Annotated in this window: 15 protein-coding genes; 6 read left to right on the top strand and 9 right to left on the bottom strand. The window is 71.3% G+C overall.

Annotated elements, in window-relative coordinates:
• Window positions 1–41: 41 nt before the first annotated feature.
• Together AB0B90_RS31600 and AB0B90_RS31595 are read right to left on the bottom strand one after the other, a co-directional pair.
• Window positions 42–1,211, bottom strand: coding sequence for an acyl-CoA dehydrogenase family protein (locus AB0B90_RS31600; protein ID WP_362901864.1), 1,170 nt, complete (start codon window positions 1,209–1,211; stop codon window positions 42–44).
• A gap of 218 nt (window positions 1,212–1,429) precedes the next feature.
• Window positions 1,430–2,632 carry an acyl-CoA dehydrogenase family protein gene (locus AB0B90_RS31595; protein ID WP_350945156.1) on the bottom strand — a complete coding sequence of 401 codons (1,203 nt, stop codon included), beginning with the start codon at window positions 2,630–2,632 and terminating at the stop codon, window positions 1,430–1,432.
• A 77-nt stretch (window positions 2,633–2,709) separates the two neighbouring features.
• Here AB0B90_RS31595 and AB0B90_RS31590 point away from each other — a divergent pair, with 77 nt between their 5' ends.
• Together AB0B90_RS31590 and AB0B90_RS31585 are read left to right on the top strand one after the other, a co-directional pair.
• On the top strand, window positions 2,710–3,306 hold the full coding sequence (locus tag AB0B90_RS31590; protein ID WP_362926121.1) for a YdeI/OmpD-associated family protein: 597 nt from the start codon (window positions 2,710–2,712) through the stop codon (window positions 3,304–3,306).
• Between the two features lie 44 nt (window positions 3,307–3,350).
• Complete coding sequence (locus AB0B90_RS31585; protein ID WP_350945153.1) at window positions 3,351–3,938, top strand: GNAT family protein; 588 nt, start codon at window positions 3,351–3,353, stop codon at window positions 3,936–3,938.
• A gap of 55 nt (window positions 3,939–3,993) precedes the next feature.
• Here the strand turns inward: AB0B90_RS31585 and AB0B90_RS31580 are convergent, their stop codons facing one another.
• Window positions 3,994–4,572: a TetR/AcrR family transcriptional regulator gene (locus AB0B90_RS31580; RefSeq protein WP_350945152.1), complete on the bottom strand. Its 579-nt coding sequence runs from the start codon at window positions 4,570–4,572 to the stop codon at window positions 3,994–3,996.
• A 73-nt stretch (window positions 4,573–4,645) separates the two neighbouring features.
• Here AB0B90_RS31580 and AB0B90_RS31575 point away from each other — a divergent pair, with 73 nt between their 5' ends.
• Window positions 4,646–5,935: an FAD-dependent monooxygenase gene (locus AB0B90_RS31575; protein ID WP_362926120.1), complete on the top strand. Its 1,290-nt coding sequence runs from the start codon at window positions 4,646–4,648 to the stop codon at window positions 5,933–5,935.
• Window positions 5,936–6,059: 124 nt separating this feature from the next.
• Here the strand turns inward: AB0B90_RS31575 and AB0B90_RS31570 are convergent, their stop codons facing one another.
• Together AB0B90_RS31570 and AB0B90_RS31565 are read right to left on the bottom strand one after the other, a co-directional pair.
• Window positions 6,060–6,917 carry a DMT family transporter gene (locus AB0B90_RS31570; protein WP_362926119.1) on the bottom strand — a complete coding sequence of 286 codons (858 nt, stop codon included), beginning with the start codon at window positions 6,915–6,917 and terminating at the stop codon, window positions 6,060–6,062.
• Window positions 6,918–7,042: 125 nt separating this feature from the next.
• A complete protein-coding gene (locus tag AB0B90_RS31565) occupies window positions 7,043–7,408 on the bottom strand; it encodes a VOC family protein (RefSeq protein WP_350945148.1) in 366 nt (121 codons plus the stop codon).
• A 478-nt stretch (window positions 7,409–7,886) separates the two neighbouring features.
• Between AB0B90_RS31565 and AB0B90_RS31560 the strand changes: the two genes are divergently transcribed.
• The 3 genes from AB0B90_RS31560 to AB0B90_RS31550 all read left to right on the top strand — a co-directional run bounded on the left by AB0B90_RS31560 (window position 7,887) and on the right by AB0B90_RS31550 (window position 12,752).
• Entirely contained in the window at window positions 7,887–9,062 is a 1,176-nt protein-coding gene (locus AB0B90_RS31560) for an EamA family transporter (RefSeq protein ID WP_362926118.1), read from the top strand.
• A 395-nt stretch (window positions 9,063–9,457) separates the two neighbouring features.
• Window positions 9,458–11,659 (top strand): accessory Sec system translocase SecA2, encoded by a 2,202-nt coding sequence (gene secA2 / locus AB0B90_RS31555; RefSeq protein WP_350945389.1) that lies wholly within the window; start codon window positions 9,458–9,460, stop codon window positions 11,657–11,659.
• Between the two features lie 289 nt (window positions 11,660–11,948).
• Window positions 11,949–12,752 (top strand): helix-turn-helix transcriptional regulator, encoded by an 804-nt coding sequence (locus AB0B90_RS31550; RefSeq protein WP_350945146.1) that lies wholly within the window; start codon window positions 11,949–11,951, stop codon window positions 12,750–12,752.
• Between the two features lie 114 nt (window positions 12,753–12,866).
• On the opposite strand, the gene AB0B90_RS31545 is transcribed toward AB0B90_RS31550, so the two are convergent.
• The 4 genes from AB0B90_RS31545 to AB0B90_RS31530 form a co-directional block, all read right to left on the bottom strand.
• Window positions 12,867–14,336, bottom strand: coding sequence for a PepSY-associated TM helix domain-containing protein (locus AB0B90_RS31545; RefSeq protein ID WP_350945145.1), 1,470 nt, complete (start codon window positions 14,334–14,336; stop codon window positions 12,867–12,869).
• Between the two features lie 321 nt (window positions 14,337–14,657).
• Window positions 14,658–15,203 carry a hypothetical protein gene (locus tag AB0B90_RS31540; RefSeq protein WP_362926117.1) on the bottom strand — a complete coding sequence of 182 codons (546 nt, stop codon included), beginning with the start codon at window positions 15,201–15,203 and terminating at the stop codon, window positions 14,658–14,660.
• A gap of 63 nt (window positions 15,204–15,266) precedes the next feature.
• The gene (locus tag AB0B90_RS31535; protein ID WP_362926116.1) at window positions 15,267–16,394 is read right to left on the bottom strand and encodes a CU044_5270 family protein; all 1,128 of its coding nucleotides are present in this window, start codon (window positions 16,392–16,394) and stop codon (window positions 15,267–15,269) included.
• Window positions 16,387–17,022, bottom strand: coding sequence for an RNA polymerase sigma factor (locus AB0B90_RS31530; RefSeq protein WP_350945141.1), 636 nt, complete (start codon window positions 17,020–17,022; stop codon window positions 16,387–16,389). The genes AB0B90_RS31535 and AB0B90_RS31530 overlap by 8 nt, the downstream gene beginning before the upstream one ends.
• Between the last annotated feature and the right edge of the window lie 136 nt (window positions 17,023–17,158).

Raw genomic sequence — 17,158 nt, 5'->3', positions numbered from 1 at the left:
CCACGCGACCCGCTCCGCTCACCGCGCCGAGCCCGTTCCCGTCATCGCGGAAGATCCTTCCAGGGCACGTCCTTGTCGACACGGGGCTCCGAGGGGAGGCCGAGCACGCGCTCGGCGATGATGTTGCGCAGGATCTCCGAGGTGCCGCCCTCGATGGAGTTGCCCTTGGCGCGGAGGTAGCGGTATCCGGGCCCCCTGCCGAAGAAGTCGACGGTGTCGGAGCGCCGGAAGGTCCAGTCGTCGTAGACCAGGCCCTCCTCGCCGCGCAGTTCCACGTCCAGCCCTGAGAGGGCCTGGTTGAGGTCGGCGAAGGCGAGCTTCATGCCGGAGCCCTCGGGCCCCGGCTGCCCGGCGGAGAGCTGTTCGCGCAGGCGCGTCCCGGCCAGGCGCGTCACCTCCGCCTCCACCCACAGTCGCAGCAGCCGCTGGTGCAGGTCGTGGGTGCGCAGCTCGGGCCGGGAGCGCCAGGTCTCGGTGACCAGGCCGACCATGCCGCCGCCCCGCCGGACCGGCGCGCCGCCGATCGCGACCCGCTCGTTCATCAGCGTGGTCTGCGCGACCCGCCAGCCGTCGCCGACCTCCCCCAGCCGCAGATCGTCACCGAGCCGTACGCCGGTGAGGAAGACCTCGTTGAACTCGGCCTCGCCGGTGATCTGCCGCAACGGCCTCACCTCGACCCCGGGGGCGTGCATGTCGCACACGAAGTACGTGAGTCCCCGGTGCTTGGGCACGTCCACGTCGGTCCTGGCGACCAGGATCGCCCACCGGGCGTGGTGGGCGCCGGAGGTCCACACCTTCTGCCCGTCCACCACCCACTCGTCGCCGTCCCGCACCGCGCGGGTGCCGAGCGTGGCCAGGTCGGAACCGGCACCGGGCTCGCTGAAGAGCTGGCACCAGATCTCCTCGCCCGTCCACAGCGGACGCAGGAACCGCGCGCGCTGCTCGTCGGTGCCGAACGTCAGGATCGTGGGCGCCGCCATCCCCAGCCCGATCGTCTGCACCCCGAGATCGAGCTGCGGTGTCCCCTCCAGTTCGCGCTCCACCACGTTCTGCAGCTCACGTGCGGCTCCGAGCCCGCCGAGCCCTTCGGGGAAGTGCACCCAGGCGAGTCCGGCGTCGAACCTGGCTCTCAGGAACTCCAGCCGATCCCCGGCGGGGTCGTGCCCGGCCAGGAACGCGGCGGCGCGCTCCCTCACCGCCTTCTCGTCCAGCGCCACGAACGGCTCCCTTCGTCGATCTCCGTCGACCCGCGTCAATCTTGGCCGACCCACGTCGGTTCGCGCATCCCACACCCGGCCGTTCCCGCACCCCACGCCCGGCCTTGGAACGCCTCGCACCGCCCGCCGATCCGCGTCGGTTCGTGCTCTCCCCAGCTCGGAGACACCACCCACCGCCCCTGGCGTGCGGGACGGCCGACGGGCGGCGCCGGTCACATGTGCTTCTTGAGCTCCCGGTAGGCGAGGGAGCGCTTGTGGACCTCGTCCGGGCCGTCGGCCAGCCTCAGCGAGCGCGCTCCGGCCCAGAGCGCGGCCAGCGGGAAGTCCTGACTCACGCCTCCGGCGCCGTGGGCCTGGACGGCCTTGTCCAGGATCCACTCCACATCGCGCGGTGTGGCGATCTTGATGGCCTGGATCTCCGCGTGGGCGCCCCGGTTGCCCACGGTGTCCATCAGCCAGGCGGTCTTCAGCACGAGGAGGCGGAGCTGCTCGATCCTCACCCGTGACTCGGCGATCCAGTCCTGGACGACACCCTGCTGGGCGATCGGCTTGCCGAACGTGCTCCGCGACAGGGTCCGGAGGCACATCATCTCGACGGCCCGCTCGGCCATCCCGATGAGCCGCATGCAGTGGTGGATACGGCCGGGTCCGAGGCGTGCCTGGGCGATCGCGAAGCCGCCGCCCTCCTCGCCGATCAGGTTGTCGACCGGCACCCTGGCGTCCTCGAACACGATCTCGGCGTGCCCGCCGTGGTCGGAGTCGGAGTAGCCGAAGACGTGCATGCCGCGCTTGATGTGCATGCCGGGCGTGTCGCGCGGCATCAGGATCATCGACTGCTGCCGGTGCGAGGACGCCTCGGGGTCGGTCTTGCCCATCACGATGAAGATCGCGCACTTGGGGTTCATCGCGCCGGAGGCGAACCACTTGCGGCCGTTGACGACGTACTCCGAGCCGTCCCGCACGATCGACAGCGCGATGTTGGTGGCGTCGGAGGAGGCGGTGTCGGGCTCGGTCATCGCGAACGCCGACCGGATCTCGCCGCGCAGCAGCGGCTCCAGCCACTCCTTGCGCTGCCACTCGTTGCCGAACATGGAGAGGACCTCCATGTTGCCGGTGTCGGGGGCGGCGCAGTTGGTCGCGGTGGGAGCGATCTTCGGCGAGCGGCCCATGATCTCGGCCAGCGGCGCGTACTGCAGGTTGGTCAGGCCCGCGCCGTGCTCACCGGGCAGGAAGAGGTTCCACAGGCCCCGCCTGCGCGCCTCCTCCTTGAGATCCTCCATCAGCGGCGGGCTGGCCCACCCGCTCTCGGCGGCCTGGGCCTCGAACGCCTCCTCCGCCGGATACACACACTCGTCCATGAAACCGAGCAGCCGTCCCCGCAGCTCCTCGGTCTTGGCGTCGAACGCGAAATCCATGGACCCTCCTCACAGTCTCCCGCGAGAGTACCGACCGGACGGTATGCCTGTCGACACACCCCCTACCCTTGAACCCCATGGACCCCGTCTTCTTCGCCACCCCCGAGGAGTTCCGCGCCTGGCTGGAGGCACACCACGAGACCGAGGCGGAACTGCTGGTGGGATTCCCCAAGAAGGGCTCAGGCCGCCCGGGGCTCACCTGGCCCCAGTCCGTCGAGCAGGCCCTGTGCTTCGGCTGGATCGACGGCGTACGCAAAGGCATCGACGCCGAGAGCTACAGCATCCGCTTCACCCCGCGCAAGGCGCGCAGTACGTGGAGCGCGGTCAACATCGCCAAGGTCGCCGAGCTGACCGAGCGCGGTCTTATGCGTCCGGCGGGGCTGCTCGCCTTCGAGCGGCGCACCGAGGACAACTCGGTGATCTACTCCCACGAGCAGGCCGAGACCGCCACGCTGGACGAGGAGCAGGAGCGCCGCTTCCGTGCGGAGAGCGCGGCGTGGGAGTGGTTCCAGAGCCGGCCGCCCGGTTACCGCAAGACCGCGCTGCACTGGGTGACCACCGCGAAGCGGCCCGAGACGAGGGAGAGACGTCTCACGCTGCTCATCGAGGATTGCGCGGCGGGCCGCAGGCTCGCACACCTTGAGCGCGGAGTGGTCCCCGGAAACACCCCTTAAGTGGACCTTCGGACAGGTCCACTGCGGGTTCTAGGGTCGTCCCCATGACCGCGAAGATGCCCGCGCCCGTCACCCTCGAAGGCGAGAACGTACGGCTGGAGCCGCTGACCGGCGACCACGTGCCCGACCTGTTCCTGGCCGGTGGCGGTGACGACGAGGTGTGGCGCTGGATGCCCGCCCCGACCCCGCGCACCGAGGCCGCACTGGCGGAGATCGCCGTGCGGCTGGCCGGGACGCCGGACCACGTGCCGTTCGCGGTGATCCTGCGGGAGACCGGCCGCGCGGTCGGCTGGACCACCTACATCGACACCCCCGGGTACGCCGACAGCATCGAGATCGGCTGGACCTGGTACGGCAGGTCGGTGTGGCGCTCCGCGGTGAACACCGAGTGCAAGGTGCTGCTGATCGACCACGCCTTCGACAAGCTGGGCGTGAACCGGGTGCAGCTCAAGACCGACAACCTGAACGTCCGCTCGCAGAACGCGATCATGCGCATCGGCGGCGTCCCCGAGGGCGTCCTGCGCCGCCAGCGTCGTCGCACCGACGGCACCTGGCGCGACACCGCCTATTTCAGCATCCTCGACGACGAGTGGCCCGCCCACCGCGCCCGCCTCACCGGCCTGCCCGGCTGAACCGTACCTCCGCGCCCGCCTCACCGGCCTGCCCCGCTGAACCGCGCCCCCGCGCCTATGCGGCTCCCTCACCGAGCATGCCGCGCAGGAACTCCCGCACCCCCAGCCGGAGGTCGTCCAGGGCCGGTTCGGCTCCGGCGCCGATGAGCACGTCGAACATCACCCCCTCGCCGAAGGCGACGAACTGGCGCCCGTGCCGTACCGGGTCGGACGACCCCGCGGCGGAGAGGATCGCGACCGCGAGGTCGCGGAAGCGCTCACCGGCCCTGTCGTAGATCGTGCGCAGCTCCGGTCTGCGGTTGGCCTCGAAGGCCAGCTCGTAGCGGGCGATCGTCTGCCGGCGGCCGACCGTCAGCTGTGTCCAGAGCGCCTGGGCCGTCATCTCGGCGAGGGCTTCGACCATGTCCGCCCCGGGGGGCGCGGGGGCCGCCGCGAACGCGGTGGACTCCAGCTGGGTGAGGCGCGCGAGGGTCAGCTCCAGGAGCGCGGACCGGGTGCGGGCCAGGTTGGAGGTCGATCCCGGCGGCAGTCCCGCCGCCTCGTCCACGGCTCGATGGGTCAGACCGCGCATTCCACGGTCGGCGAGCAGGTCGATGGCGGTATCGGCGACGAGCTCGGCACGCTGGGACTTCACCCCTCGATACTACATTTGTAGTCCAACTACAGGCGTAGTAATATTCACTACATTCGTAGTAAAGGAGAGGGTCATGGCGCGTGCGGCGGTCATCGGAGCGGGCATCGGCGGACTGGCGGCGGCGGTGGCGTTGCAGCGGCGGGGCTGGGACGTGACGGTGTTCGAGCGGGCGGCGGCCCTGGAGTCGGTCGGCTCGGGACTGGCCGTCGCCGCCAACGCGCTCAAGGCGCTCGACACGGTCGGGGCCGGTGACGAGATCCGCGAGCTGTCGGTGGTCCAGGGCAGCGGCGGCATCCGGCGCTCCGACGGCAGATGGCTGGTGAAGACGAGCGCGGAGGCCGCCTCCGCGCGCCACGGCGGCGACTCCGTGGTGCTGCTGCGCCGCGCGGACCTGATCGCCATGCTCTTCTCCCGCCTCACCCCCGGCACGGTTCGGCTGAACGCCAGGGTCTCGGGGATCGACGCGGAGAGCGGTGTGGTGACTCTCCCCGGCGAGCAGGTGGAGGCGGACCTGGTGGTGGCGGCCGACGGCATCAACTCCGCCGTCAGGCCGGCGCTGTTTCCCGGCCACCCGGCCCCTCGCTACGCGGGCGTCACCAGCTGGCGGGTGCTCATCCCCGCCGCGGGCGCCCCCGGTGAGGCGTACGAGAGCTGGGGGCGCGGCAGGGTCTTCGGCGTGATGCCACTGGCCGGCGGCACGTCCTACTGCTACGCCACCGACACCGTCCCCGCGGGCGGCGGCGGTGGAGACCAGCTGGCCGAGCTGCGACGCCTGTTCGGCGACTGGCACTCCCCTATCCCCGAGCTGCTCGCCGCGGCCTCATCGGAGAAGGTCCTGAGAAACGACATCCGCTACCTCGCCACCCCCCTGCCCGCCATGCACCGGGGCAGGGTCGCCCTGCTGGGCGACGCCGCGCACGCCATGACTCCCAACCTGGGTCAGGGCGCCTGCCAGGCGATCGAGGACGCGGTGGTGCTGGCCCACGTGGTCGGCGACGGCGAGGGGTTCACCGGCGGCACCGGAGCGAACGCCGTACCGGTGGGTGAGAGCCGCGCGACGACGGGCGGGAACGCCAGGGCGACGGGTAGGAGCCGTGGAGCGCACGACGGAGACACGGGGAACGACGGAGCGGCCGGCGGAAACGGTGAGGGTGACCTCTTGGCCGGTTACACCGCCGCACGGCTGGAGCGTACGTCCAAGATCGTGGCCCGGTCCGCCGCGATCTGCCGCGTCACCCGGATGCGCGGCCCGCTGGCCGTGCGGCTGCGCGACACGATGACGGCGCTCAGCTGGCGGCTCGCCCCCTCAAGCGTGAACGGCCCGATGGACGAGGTGTTCGGCTGGACACCGCCCTCCGCGTGACCGTTTCTCCCGGGAAAATCACCGGAGAACCTCCGGGACCCGCACGAACGCGAGAGAACCGCCCGGCGGAAACCGTGCGAACGCGAGAAAGCCGCCTGGCGGAAACCCGTACGGACGACGCCCGCTAAACGACGCCCGCCTTCTCGCGCACCGCGGCGGGAACCCCCCGGTCGGGGGAGAGCCGCCCCAGGGTGATCGTCCCCCAGACGAGCAGCGCGGCGGCGAGAAGGGCGGGGATCACGTTCAGCCAGCCGCTGGGCACCGCCTCGTCGAGCAGGAGCGCCCCCGCGAGGATGGAGACGATCGGGTCGACGATCTGGACCGCGGCGTAGGACATGCCGAAGTAGCCCACCTCGTAGGTCTTCTGCAGCAGCACGACCGCGCAGACGAGCAGCACGGGGATGGCGAGCGTGAACCAGTTGAGCAGCGTGCGCAGGTCACCGTCGAAGCCGCCGCCCACCACCCGTACGAAGGTGGAGACGCTCGCCGTCACGGCCCCCGCCGCGACCGACAGCACGAGCGCGTGGGCCTGGCCGGTCATCCTCCGCCCCACCAGATGGGTCACGAGCACGACCAGCCCGACGCAGCCGAGGAAACCCAGCGCCTCCGAGTTCGTCATGTGCGGTTTCACCGGGTGCACGGGGACCAGCAGCAGCAGCCCGAGCAGTCCGACGGCCACCGCGCCCGAACCGACGAGCTCCGCCCTGTGCGGGCGCCTGCCGTGCAGCATCGCCGCCAGCGGTACCGCGAACACCAGCGTCAGCACACTGATCGGCTGCACCATGATGAGCGGCGCGAAGCTGAGGGCGACGGCGTGCAGGGACGCCCCGGTGAAACCGACGATGCCGCCGATCCACCAGCGGGGCCGCCTCATCAGTCTCAGCGAGGCGCCCTCGGAGACCGCCTCGAACTGCTGGAGCGCGGCCCCCAGGGCGTAGCCCAGCGCCCCGACCAGGGCGATGGATATCCCGACCCAGGTCATCGCCACCCCACACAACGGACAAGGCATCCAGAAAGAAGCGAATCACGGGTCACCCCGCAAGCTTAGAGCGCCCGGCGAACGGGTAGGGAATTTCGCCGACTTGCACGAGATCCTGTCTGTGGTGGTCACTGACCGCTCGGCGGGCAGACGCAGAACAGGTGCCCCTCGGGGTCGGCGAGCACGACCCACTTTCCCTCGCCCGGCTGGAAGTCGGGGCGGGTGGCTCCGAGCTCCAGGTAGTCCCTGACGGCCTCCTCCAGGTCGGAGACGCGGACGTCCAGGTGGAACTGCTTGTCGGGACCGGGCCACGTGGACGGCTTGCGGTCGAGATTCTGCTGGAAGTGGATGCTCATCGTGTCGTCGCCGATGCCGGCGTAGGTGTCCTCCGCGTACCGAACCTCGTAACCGAAAACGGCCGCGTAGAACTCGGCGAGCCGCCTGGGCTCGGCACAGTCGATGGTCACGGCGATGAATTGCGCTTTTGCGGTCATGGAGCGATCGTCTCGCCCATACCTGTCAACCGCTGTCACGTTTGCCAGGACATCTCCATCCGTGTGGTGACCGCCGTGAGGGCACCTGATCCGTAAGCGGGGAACGCTGCGAGGAGGATCCGGTCCACAGGTGATGCCCGCCGTGACAGGCGCCCGGCCCGTGAGCGGTCGCCGCCGCGAGGGGCGCCTGTCCCACGGGTGAGACCCTCGCAAAGGGCATCTGTCCCACAGGGGAGCCCCTCGTAAAGGGCATCTGTCCCATGAGCAGTGACCTGTGTGAAGGGCAGCGGCCCATAAGCGGTGGCCGCCGCGCAGGGCACCTGACTAGGGTTACCCCGTGCTTCCGATCATTTCCCCGCCCCCCGCCCTCTAGCGGGCGGCCTTTCTCTCCTGACGACCGGACCCGAGTGGTCCGGTGGGTGCTTGCCGTCCGCATACGTGCGACCTGACGACGACCACCTCATCTGGAGAGATCTCCATGACGCATGTCTCCGTACGGCGGGGCCTGCTGTACGTGTCCATCGCGGCGACCGCCTGGGGCACCGGCGGCGCGGCCGGCGCGCTGCTCCACCAGACGGGCGGGCTCGGCCCCGTCGCCGTCTCCTTCTGGCGGTTCGCCGCCGGAGCGGCCGTGCTCCTGCTGGCCAGGTCCCTGTTCGGCCTCGGCAGGGCCGGGACCGCCGAAACGTCCACCACCATCCGGCGAAACCGTCCCACCCGATGGAACCGGACCCCCGGAAAAACCCAACGCACCGAACCGCTCGCCACCACCCCCCGGACCCGTCCCACCGAACCGCTCATCACCGACCGGCGAGGCCGTCCCACCCGATGCAACCCGGCCGCCGAGGAAACCCGACAGCCCCGACCACTCACCACCACCACCTGGAACCAGGCCGCCCAAGAAACCCGACGTACCGGACCGTTCTCCGTCCTTCGGCGGGCCCGTCACGCCCGGCGGGGCTCGATGCTCCGGCGGATCCTGGTCACCGGCGTGGCGATGGCCGTCTACCAGACGGCCTACTTCGCGGCGATCGCCGAATCGGGCCTGGCCGTGGCGACCGTGGTCACGATAGGCGCCACCCCCGTCCTGGTGGCCGCGGGCGGGTTTCTGCTGCTGGGCGAACGTCTGAGCGCCACGGGACTGGGCGCGGCCGTGATCGCCCTGACCGGCCTGGCCATGCTCACGCTCGACGGCGGGTCGGCGACGTTCTCCGCGGCCGGTATCGGCTGGGCGCTGCTGTCGGCGGCCGGGTACGCGGGGGTGACCCTGCTCAACCGGGCCTCCACCGACGAGCCGTACGTCACCGCGATGGGTGGCTTCGTCGTCGGCGGGCTCTGTCTGCTTCCCGTCGCGCTCGCCCAGGGTCTGCTGCCCTCGGGTGACCCACTCGCCTCCTGGGCGGTCGTCGTCTATCTGGGTACGGTCCCGACGGCCCTGGCCTACGGGCTCTTCTTCACCGGTCTCGTCGCGGTACGCGCCACGACGGCCGCCGTGATCTCCCTCGTGGAGCCGGTGGGCGCGGCGATCCTGGGGATCCTGCTGCTCGGCGAGCGGCTCACTCCGGCGGCGGTGTGCGGGAGCGCCCTGCTGCTCGGCGCGGTCGCCCTGCTCGCCCTGAAGGAGAGGGGTGATCGCGTCGGTGTAGCCGCGTAAAGGTCGGTGAGGGTCCCCGTACGAGGAATTCGTACGGGGACCCTCGCGGCGCCCCGGGCCGTCCCGACAGATCCGTGGGAGACCTCGCGACGCCCCAGGTCATCCTGACGAATCCGCATGGGCCCCTCGCGGGCCCCGGCCACCCGGCTCCTGGGCCGTCCCGTGGCATCCCGGCCCCTGGGTCCTGGGCCCTGGGTCACCCGGAAGGCTCGCCTTTTATTGGGGCGTATTGGCTAAAATCGCGTCCGACTTATCATGCTAAAGCGTGACAAGTCGCCGGTGCCCCGAAAGTTTGGCGGACGCACCGCGATCCTGAACGGCCGATCTTTGCACCACAATGTGCGAAGAGACGGAACGCGAGCCCGGAACCGGGCGTTGGAGGGAACGTGGCCTCGATTACCCAGCTCTTCCGGCGTTTCCTGGAACGCCCCGGCACCATCGACCTCTCGAAGTTCGAGCGGGTCGTCGCCGAGGCGGGGACCCGTGAGGAGCGGATCCGCGCGCTCGACGAGCTGCCCGCGCCCTCGGTCGACGACCTCCCCGAGTTCTGCGCGATCGTGCGGGAGGCCGCGCGCCGTACGCTCGACCTGCGCCCCTACGACGTGCAGCTGGTCGGCATGCTGGCGATGCTGTCGGGAAACGTCGCGGAGATGGCGACCGGCGAGGGCAAGACCCTGTCCGGTGCGATGGCCGCCGCCGGATACGCCCTGCAGGGCAAGCGCGTCCACGTCATCTCGGTCAACGACTACCTCGCCCAGCGTGACGCCGAGTGGATGGGCCCGCTGTACGAGGCGCTCGGCGTCTCCAGCGGCTGGATCGGGCAGAACTCCACGCCCGCCGAGCGCCGGGCGGCCTACGCGGCGGACGTGACGTACGGCTCGGTGAGCGAGATCGGTTTCGACGTGCTGCGCGACCGGCTGAGCACCTCCGTGGACGACCTGATCGTGCCCGCGCCGGCCGTGGCGGTGATCGACGAGGCCGACTCCGTGCTCGTCGACGAGGCCCGGGTGCCGCTGGTGCTCGCCGGTGCCGCCGACCCCGGCGACGCGGTTCCGGAGATGGCCGTGCTGGTCAGGCAGCTGGTCAAGGGCTACCACTACGAGCTCGACGACCAGGCGCGCAACGTCCACCTCACGAGCAAGGGCATCGACACCGTCGAGCAGGCGCTCGGCCTCGATCTCTACGACACCCCGGCCACGCTGACCGAGGTGAACCTCGCCCTGCACGCGCACGCCCTGCTGACCAAGGACGTCGACTACATCGTCCGCGACGGCAAGGTGCACCTCATCAACCCCTCGCGGGGCCGGGTCGCGCTGCTGCAGCGCTGGCCCGACGGACTGCAGGCGGCGGTGGAGGCCAAAGAGGCGCTCTCGCCCTCGGAGACCGGTGAGATCCTCGACTCGATCACCGTCCAGGCGCTGATCACCCGCTATCCGGAGAAGTGCGGCATGACCGGCACCGCGGTCGCGGTCGGCGACCAGCTGCGGGAGTTCTACGACCTCAAGGTGGCCGTGATCCCCTCCAACCGGCCGTGCGTGCGCACCGACGAGCCCGACCGGCTCTTCGAGTACCGGATGGAGAAGGACCTCGCGCTGGTCGAGGAGATCGTCGAGGTGCACGCCACCGGACGGCCCATCCTGATCGGCACCATGGACGTGGCCGAGTCCGAGCGCCTCGCGCTCACCCTGAGCGGGCGCGGGCTGGAGTGCGTGGTCCTCAACGCCAAGAACGACGCCGAGGAGGCGGCCATCATCTCCCGCGCCGGGGAGCGCGGCGCGCTCACCGTCTCCACCCAGATGGCCGGACGCGGCACCGACATCCGCCTCGGCGAGGGCGTCGACGAGCTCGGCGGCCTGTACGTCATCGGCTCGGGCCGCCACACCAGCAGCCGCCTGGACGACCAGCTCCGCGGGCGCGCGGGCCGCCAGGGCGACCCCGGCGGCTCGGTCTTCTACGTCAGCGGCGAGGACGAGCTGATCGCCCACTACGTCGCCGACGAGTACGCCAAGGGCGTGCCCGAGCACTCCCTGGTGGGCCACGCCCAGCGGGTCGCCGAGGGCGTCAACATGGAGATCCACCGCAACACCTGGCGCTACACCCGCCTGCTGGAGCGCCAGCGCGGCCAGCTGCTGGAGCGCCGCGACCGGGTCCTGCGCGAGCGGGTGGCCGGTGACGCCCTCGCCGCCGCGGCCCCCGAGCGGTGGGCGGAGCTTCGCGAGAGCGTCGAGGAGGACGTGCTGCACGAGGCGGCCCGCCAGATCGTGCTCTTCCACCTCGACCGCGGCTGGGCCGAGCACCTGGCCTACCTGGGAGAGCTGCGAGAGGGCATCCACCTGCGGGTCCTCGGGCGGCTCAACCCGATCGACGAGTTCCACAAGGACGCCGTCCCCGCCTACCAGCGGCTGCTGGCCGAGATCGAGTCACGCTCGGTCGAGACCTTCGAGACCGCGACGGTGACCGCCGACGGCCTGGACCTGGAGGGCGCGGGCCTCAAGCGTCCCACCGCCACCTGGACCTACCTCGTCCAGGACAACCCCTTCGGCACCGAGTGGGACCGCATCCTCAACCGCCTCACCACCAAGGTCCGCCACCGCTGACGCCTCTTCAAGGGGCGGCCTTCACACCACTGAGGGCCGCCCTTCAGACGCTGATCAGGTCGGGGTCCATATGCCCAGGGGAACCCGGGACCAGGGCGACCACCGACCGAAATCACCTCTCAGCGGGATCGGTAGGCGTCCGATCGGTGCTGGATGGTGATCACTTGGACCACGATCGTGCCGTCGTCGATCAGATAACGTCAGCCTCGGCTTCAGGTCCTGGACATCATGATGTGCGTTACGCATGCGGTAATGGTTTCACCGCACTCTCCCGGTTATCGTGACCTTCATGACCACCACCAGCGCGTCCCGGCCGGTAGGTGAGCTCCTGCGCCAGTGGCGGGAGCGCCGGCGTATGAGCCAGCTGGACCTCTCGATCCAGGCGGACATCTCCACCCGGCATCTGAGCTTCGTGGAGACCGGAAGGTCCAAACCGAGCAGGGACATGATCCTGCGCCTCGCGGAGGAGCTGGAACTCCCCCTTCGCGAGCGCAACCACCTGCTGCTCTCCGGCGGCTTCGCGCCGCTCTACTCGGAGACGCCGCTCACCTCGCCGCACATGGCGTCCGTACGGGAGGCGCTGGGGCAGGTGCTGAGCGGGCACGAACCGTACCCCGCGGTCGTCGTCGACCAGCACTGGAACCTCATCGACCGCAACGCCGCGACCGGGCTGCTGCTGCGCGGGGTCGCGCCGGAGCTGCTCGTCCCCCCGGTCAACGTGATGCGGCTGAGCCTGCACCCCAAGGGCATGGCTCAGCGGATCATCAACCTGGGCGAGTGGCGGGCCCACCTCCTGCACCGGCTCCGCCGCCAGATGAGCCTCACCGCCGACCCCGACCTCGCGGCGCTCTGGAAGGAGCTCGACGACTATCCCTGCGACCAGCCGGAGCCGGAGATAGACCGCCCCGGCCCCGGTGACATCGTGATCCCCCTGCGGCTGCGCCGCGGCTACCGGGAGCTCGCCTTCTTCAGCACCATGGCCACGTTCGGCACCCCGCTCGACATCACCGTCGCCGAGCTCGCCATCGAGGCGTACTTCCCCGCCAACCCCGAGACCGCCGCCTACCTGCAGCACCAGCACCACCCCGACTGACCGGGGGCGGGGGTGCGGCGTGCGCCCCACGCCGCACCCCCGCCGGCCGAGCCGGTCCCGGCCGAGGCGTCCGCTCTCGGCCGGTCCGGGTCCTGGAAGGTCTTCGCCGTGTCCTCAGCCGGGGATTCCGGCTCCGGACTCACTGGACTCGCCGACTTCGGCCTTCCCCGCCCGCGACGCCGCGATCCTGCCCAGGACGACGTCGATCACGAGGAACGCGAGCAGCGAGATGCCGAGCAGCGGGAGGAACACGCCCACCGCGATCGCCACGGCCGCCAGGGGCAGGGCGACGGCGAGGGGCAGCCGCCGCAGGCCGCCGCGCGCGTAGGGTGCGCCGAAACCGCGGGTCGGGCGGCGCAGCCACCACATGCGGTAGCCCCACACGATGACCGAGATCAGCGAGATCGCGAGCACGGCGAGGACGATCTGGTTGACCAGGCCGAACAGCACCCCCATGTGCACGTCGATGCCCCAGCGGGTCAGCTTGGCCCCGATGGGGAAGTCGGCGAAGCGCAGCTCGGCGCTCACCTGGCCGGTGGCGGCGTCGACCGCCACCTGGTCGTTGCGCTGCGGCCAGAGGCGGTCCGCCTCCTTGACGACGTACGGCTTGCCGGACTCGGCGGGCCAGACGATCTCCAGGGGTCCCGACAGGCCCTTGCCCGCCGCCGCCTGGACGACCTGGTCGGCGTCGGCTACCGGCGCGGCGCCCGCCTCCTGCCCGGCGGCGTGGCCGCCGTGGTCGCCGTGGCCGCCGGAGACGGGCAGCGACGGGGTGGACCAGCCGATCGAGGTCTGCAGCACGTCGATGTTGGCTCCCGCGTACTTCGACCAGGTCAGACCGGTCGCCGAGAGGGCGAGCAGGCCGATCAGCGCCCACGTGCCGACCGAGCCGTGCCAGGAGAGGGTCTTGCGCAGGCCGCGGGCGCCGCGTTCTGGAGCGACGACGCGCCGCAGCCGCTGTCCGGCGCGGCGACGGCGGGTGAGCCACAGCACCAGGCCGCCCACCCCGACCAGCCACAGCCAGCTGGCGGCCATCTCGCTGTATATACGTCCCGGCTCGCCCAGGTGCAGGTGACGGTGGAGCTGGGAGATCCAGGTTCGCACGGGCAGGGCGCCCGAGCTGCCGTAGCTCTCCAGCGCGCCGCGGACCTCGCCGTTGTACGGGTCGACGAAGACCGCGAGGCGGGTGCTCTCCGGAAGGCCGGGCACGTCGAGCAGCACCTGGGTCGTCGCGTCCGGCTCGTCATAGGTCCGTACGAGCGCGAGGGTCCCCTCGGGATGCGCCGCGGTGGCGGCGGTGACCTGCTGGGCGAGGGGCAGTCGCTGCTGCCCGGCCGGTACTGAGGTCGTCAGCTCCTTGGAGTGGACGATGTTCTCCAGCTGGAAGGAGGCGGCGTACAGCAGGCCGGTCGTCGCCGCCACCAGCAGGAAGGGGGCGACGAGGATTCCGGCGTAGAAGTGCAGGCGGAGCAGGAGCGAGCGCAGCGTCGCCCAGGTGGAGGGCACCCTGGCTGCGGGGGCCGGGGACGGACCGGCCGGGTCGGCCGGGTCGGCCGCGGGCGGGATGTCGACGTCGGATGTCATGGGGAGGTTCTCCGTTCGCAGGGAACGCGCGCACCGTCAGGTACGCGCCACCGCGGTGTGAGGTTCGGTTCGGCGTAGCGCGGGGCAGGCGGAATTCCGGCTCTCACCAGCGGGAGGGCATGGTGGGAGCCGGGCTCGCGGGCCCGTACGGCATGGGGGAGACAGGAACCTGCGGGTGCCGTCAGGCGCCGACGGGGCGGCGCTCGGGCTCACCGGCCGGGAAGGACGCGACGGCGCGACGATCCACGGTCGGGGAAGGTACGGCGCTCGGAGACGCGGGCCCGGCAGGGCACGGCGGCGTCCGGGCGCGACGGCCCGATGTCAGACGGCGTGCGAGGGAGCGGGCGGCCCGCGGCGCGAGACGGCGGCGGCGAGCAGCCGGGCGACCGGTGAGACCCGGTCGTCGGGCGCGGCGGAGAGGAGGGTGAGGCGGCAGGCGACGGGCGCGTGCCACCGCAGCAGGGTGAGGAGCGAGGCGAAGAGCAGGTAGAGGAGCGTGGTCAGACCGCGCTCCCCCCGCTCCAGCCAGTGGGCCGACAGCAGCGCCATCACGGCGTGCACCAGCACCATGAACAGGCCGGTGGACAGGCCACCGGCGCCGTGCTCATGCCCGGTCGACGGCGGCAGCGCACCGGAGGTGAACCACAGGTGCATGCCGTACTGGGCGGCGAAGCTCGCCCCCAGCAGCATGCCGAAACCACGCCGCCGCCGGGCGAGCACGAACGCGCCCGCCGCGGTCGGCAGCACCGCCCAGACCAGCACACCCGGCCCCACCGGACTGCCTCCGGCCAGCACGTGCATGACCAGCGACGCCGTCACGCACACGACCGCGAACACCGCGGCGCGAACAAGACGGAAGGCGTGCATGGGGCAATGGTGGCAGAGAATGACGGATTCGCCACCCCCTTGTTCCATGATTAAAAGTGTGGATTAATACCCCTCGGGCTGTGTGTCACGATTGAGCGGTCTGTGCTGTTCAGGGGTCGAAGCGGGCGCGGCCACCTCGGGCGCGCGGTCGGCCACCTCGACCTTCAGCTGCGCCGTCGAGCTCAGCAGGGTGCCCTCGGGCGCTCCCGCCGCGCTCTCGTCCACCACGACGACGCGCTCGCCCAGGTACAGGTAGGTGACGGGGTCGAAGATGTACTCGTGCCGCACCCCGCCGAGCCGGTTGACCATGGCCACCGCGACCCCCCTGCGTCCGGCGGCGTCCTCGGCCTCGTCGACGGTCTCGACGCCGGGGATCGTCCCCGCCGCCCTGAACAGCGCGGCTCGCTGGGCGGACGGCAGGTACGCCTGAGTGATCATCGAGCCGACGCTCCCCCACGCCTTGTAGTCGGCGAGGGGATCGCGTCCCAGGCCCCGGTAGAGGTGTTCGCGCATCCCCTCGGGATCGGTGGGCAACCGGCTCAGCGAGACGTAGTCGGTGCGCTGGTGGTCGGGACGGATGTCGTAACCGGTGAGCTTCGACGGCGCCCCGGCGCCTCCCCTCCGCCGTTCGGCCTCGGCGGGCAGCGGTTCCCCGGGGAACGGCCTCGGCTCCAGGTGCTCGCTCGTCATGACCCCGCCGTCCAGGGGGGAACCCGCGACGGGCAGCCACACCCTGAACCGGCTGCGGTCGAGGTAGCGGACGTCCTTCCCGCCCTCCTTGAGCCTGACCGGGAACATGACCTGCAACTCGTAGGCGAGGAACTGCCCCGGCTTCGGGCGCAGCTCGTCCCGCAGGCTCACGGTGTCGGCGGCCCGCTGGAGGACCGCCGACATCGCCACGGGCGCCATCTGGACGGTCCTCTCCCGCAGGAGGTACGAGTCGGCGCCGACGAAGCCGAGTCCCACCACCACCGCGGCCCCGGCCCCCACCGCGAGACTCGTCCTGAGGCTCAGCCCGAGGTTCCCGGTGAGGCTCGCCGGGCGGAGTGCCCTGCGTGCGGGCGGTGCCGTCGGCGCCGCGCCGAGGGCCGCGATCTCCGACAGCAGCCGCGACTCCTCGGCGCGCAACTCCGCCGGGCCCGGCCGGGGCACCTCGCAACGCAACCGGTTCACCTGGGTCATCTCATCCATGGAAGGTCTCCTCGCTGACGGACGTGGGATCGATCCCGCCGAGCTCCTCGCGCACCCTGCCTCTCGCCCGGTTGACCCGCGAACGGACCGTGCCCACCGGGACGCCCATCGCCCGGGCGGCCTCCGGGTAGGTGAGACCGCCCCAGGTCACCAGCAGCAGCGCGTCCCGATGGCCCGCGGGCAGCCGCGCCAGGGCGGCCGCCAGCCTGCGCCGCACGGCGTCGGCGCTCAGCCGCTCGTCGCTGCGCTCGGTGAACGGAACGGTCACCGGATCGACGCCGGTCCGTTCGAGAACGCGCAGCCGCCGCACCTCGACACGCTTGTGCCGTCTGATCAGGTTGGTCGCGATGCCGTACAGCCACGGGCGCGCGCCGGGCTGCGAGAGGTCGTAGCCCTCCCTCCCCCGGAACGCCGCCAGGAAGGTGTCCGCCACGACGTCCTCGGCCGCGTCCGCTCCCAGCCGCCGGGTGACGTAGCGCTTGATGTCGGGCGCGTGCCGGTGGAAGAGCGCGGCGAACACCTCCGGCTCCCGCAGGGACCGCCCGATGAGGGAGGCGTCGTCGGCCTCCGCCTCGTCGGCGGGAAAGGCGCCGCCCGCCCCCGTCCGGGTTCGGCTCGTTTCGCTCATATCCGGCCTCTCGGCTCTCGGTCAGGACACCCGTTGTTGCCCTCCCGCGTGCCTGCGGTTCCCGAAAAGCGCCATGGCGGTTCCGCTCACCCGCCACTCGGACGGACGCGCGTGCCCGTCACACCGGGGTGAACTC

Source organism: Streptosporangium sp. NPDC049078 (assembly GCF_040648855.1).
Lineage (GTDB): Bacteria > Actinomycetota > Actinomycetes > Streptosporangiales > Streptosporangiaceae > Streptosporangium.
This window is presented reverse-complemented; position numbering and strand designations above follow the sequence as displayed.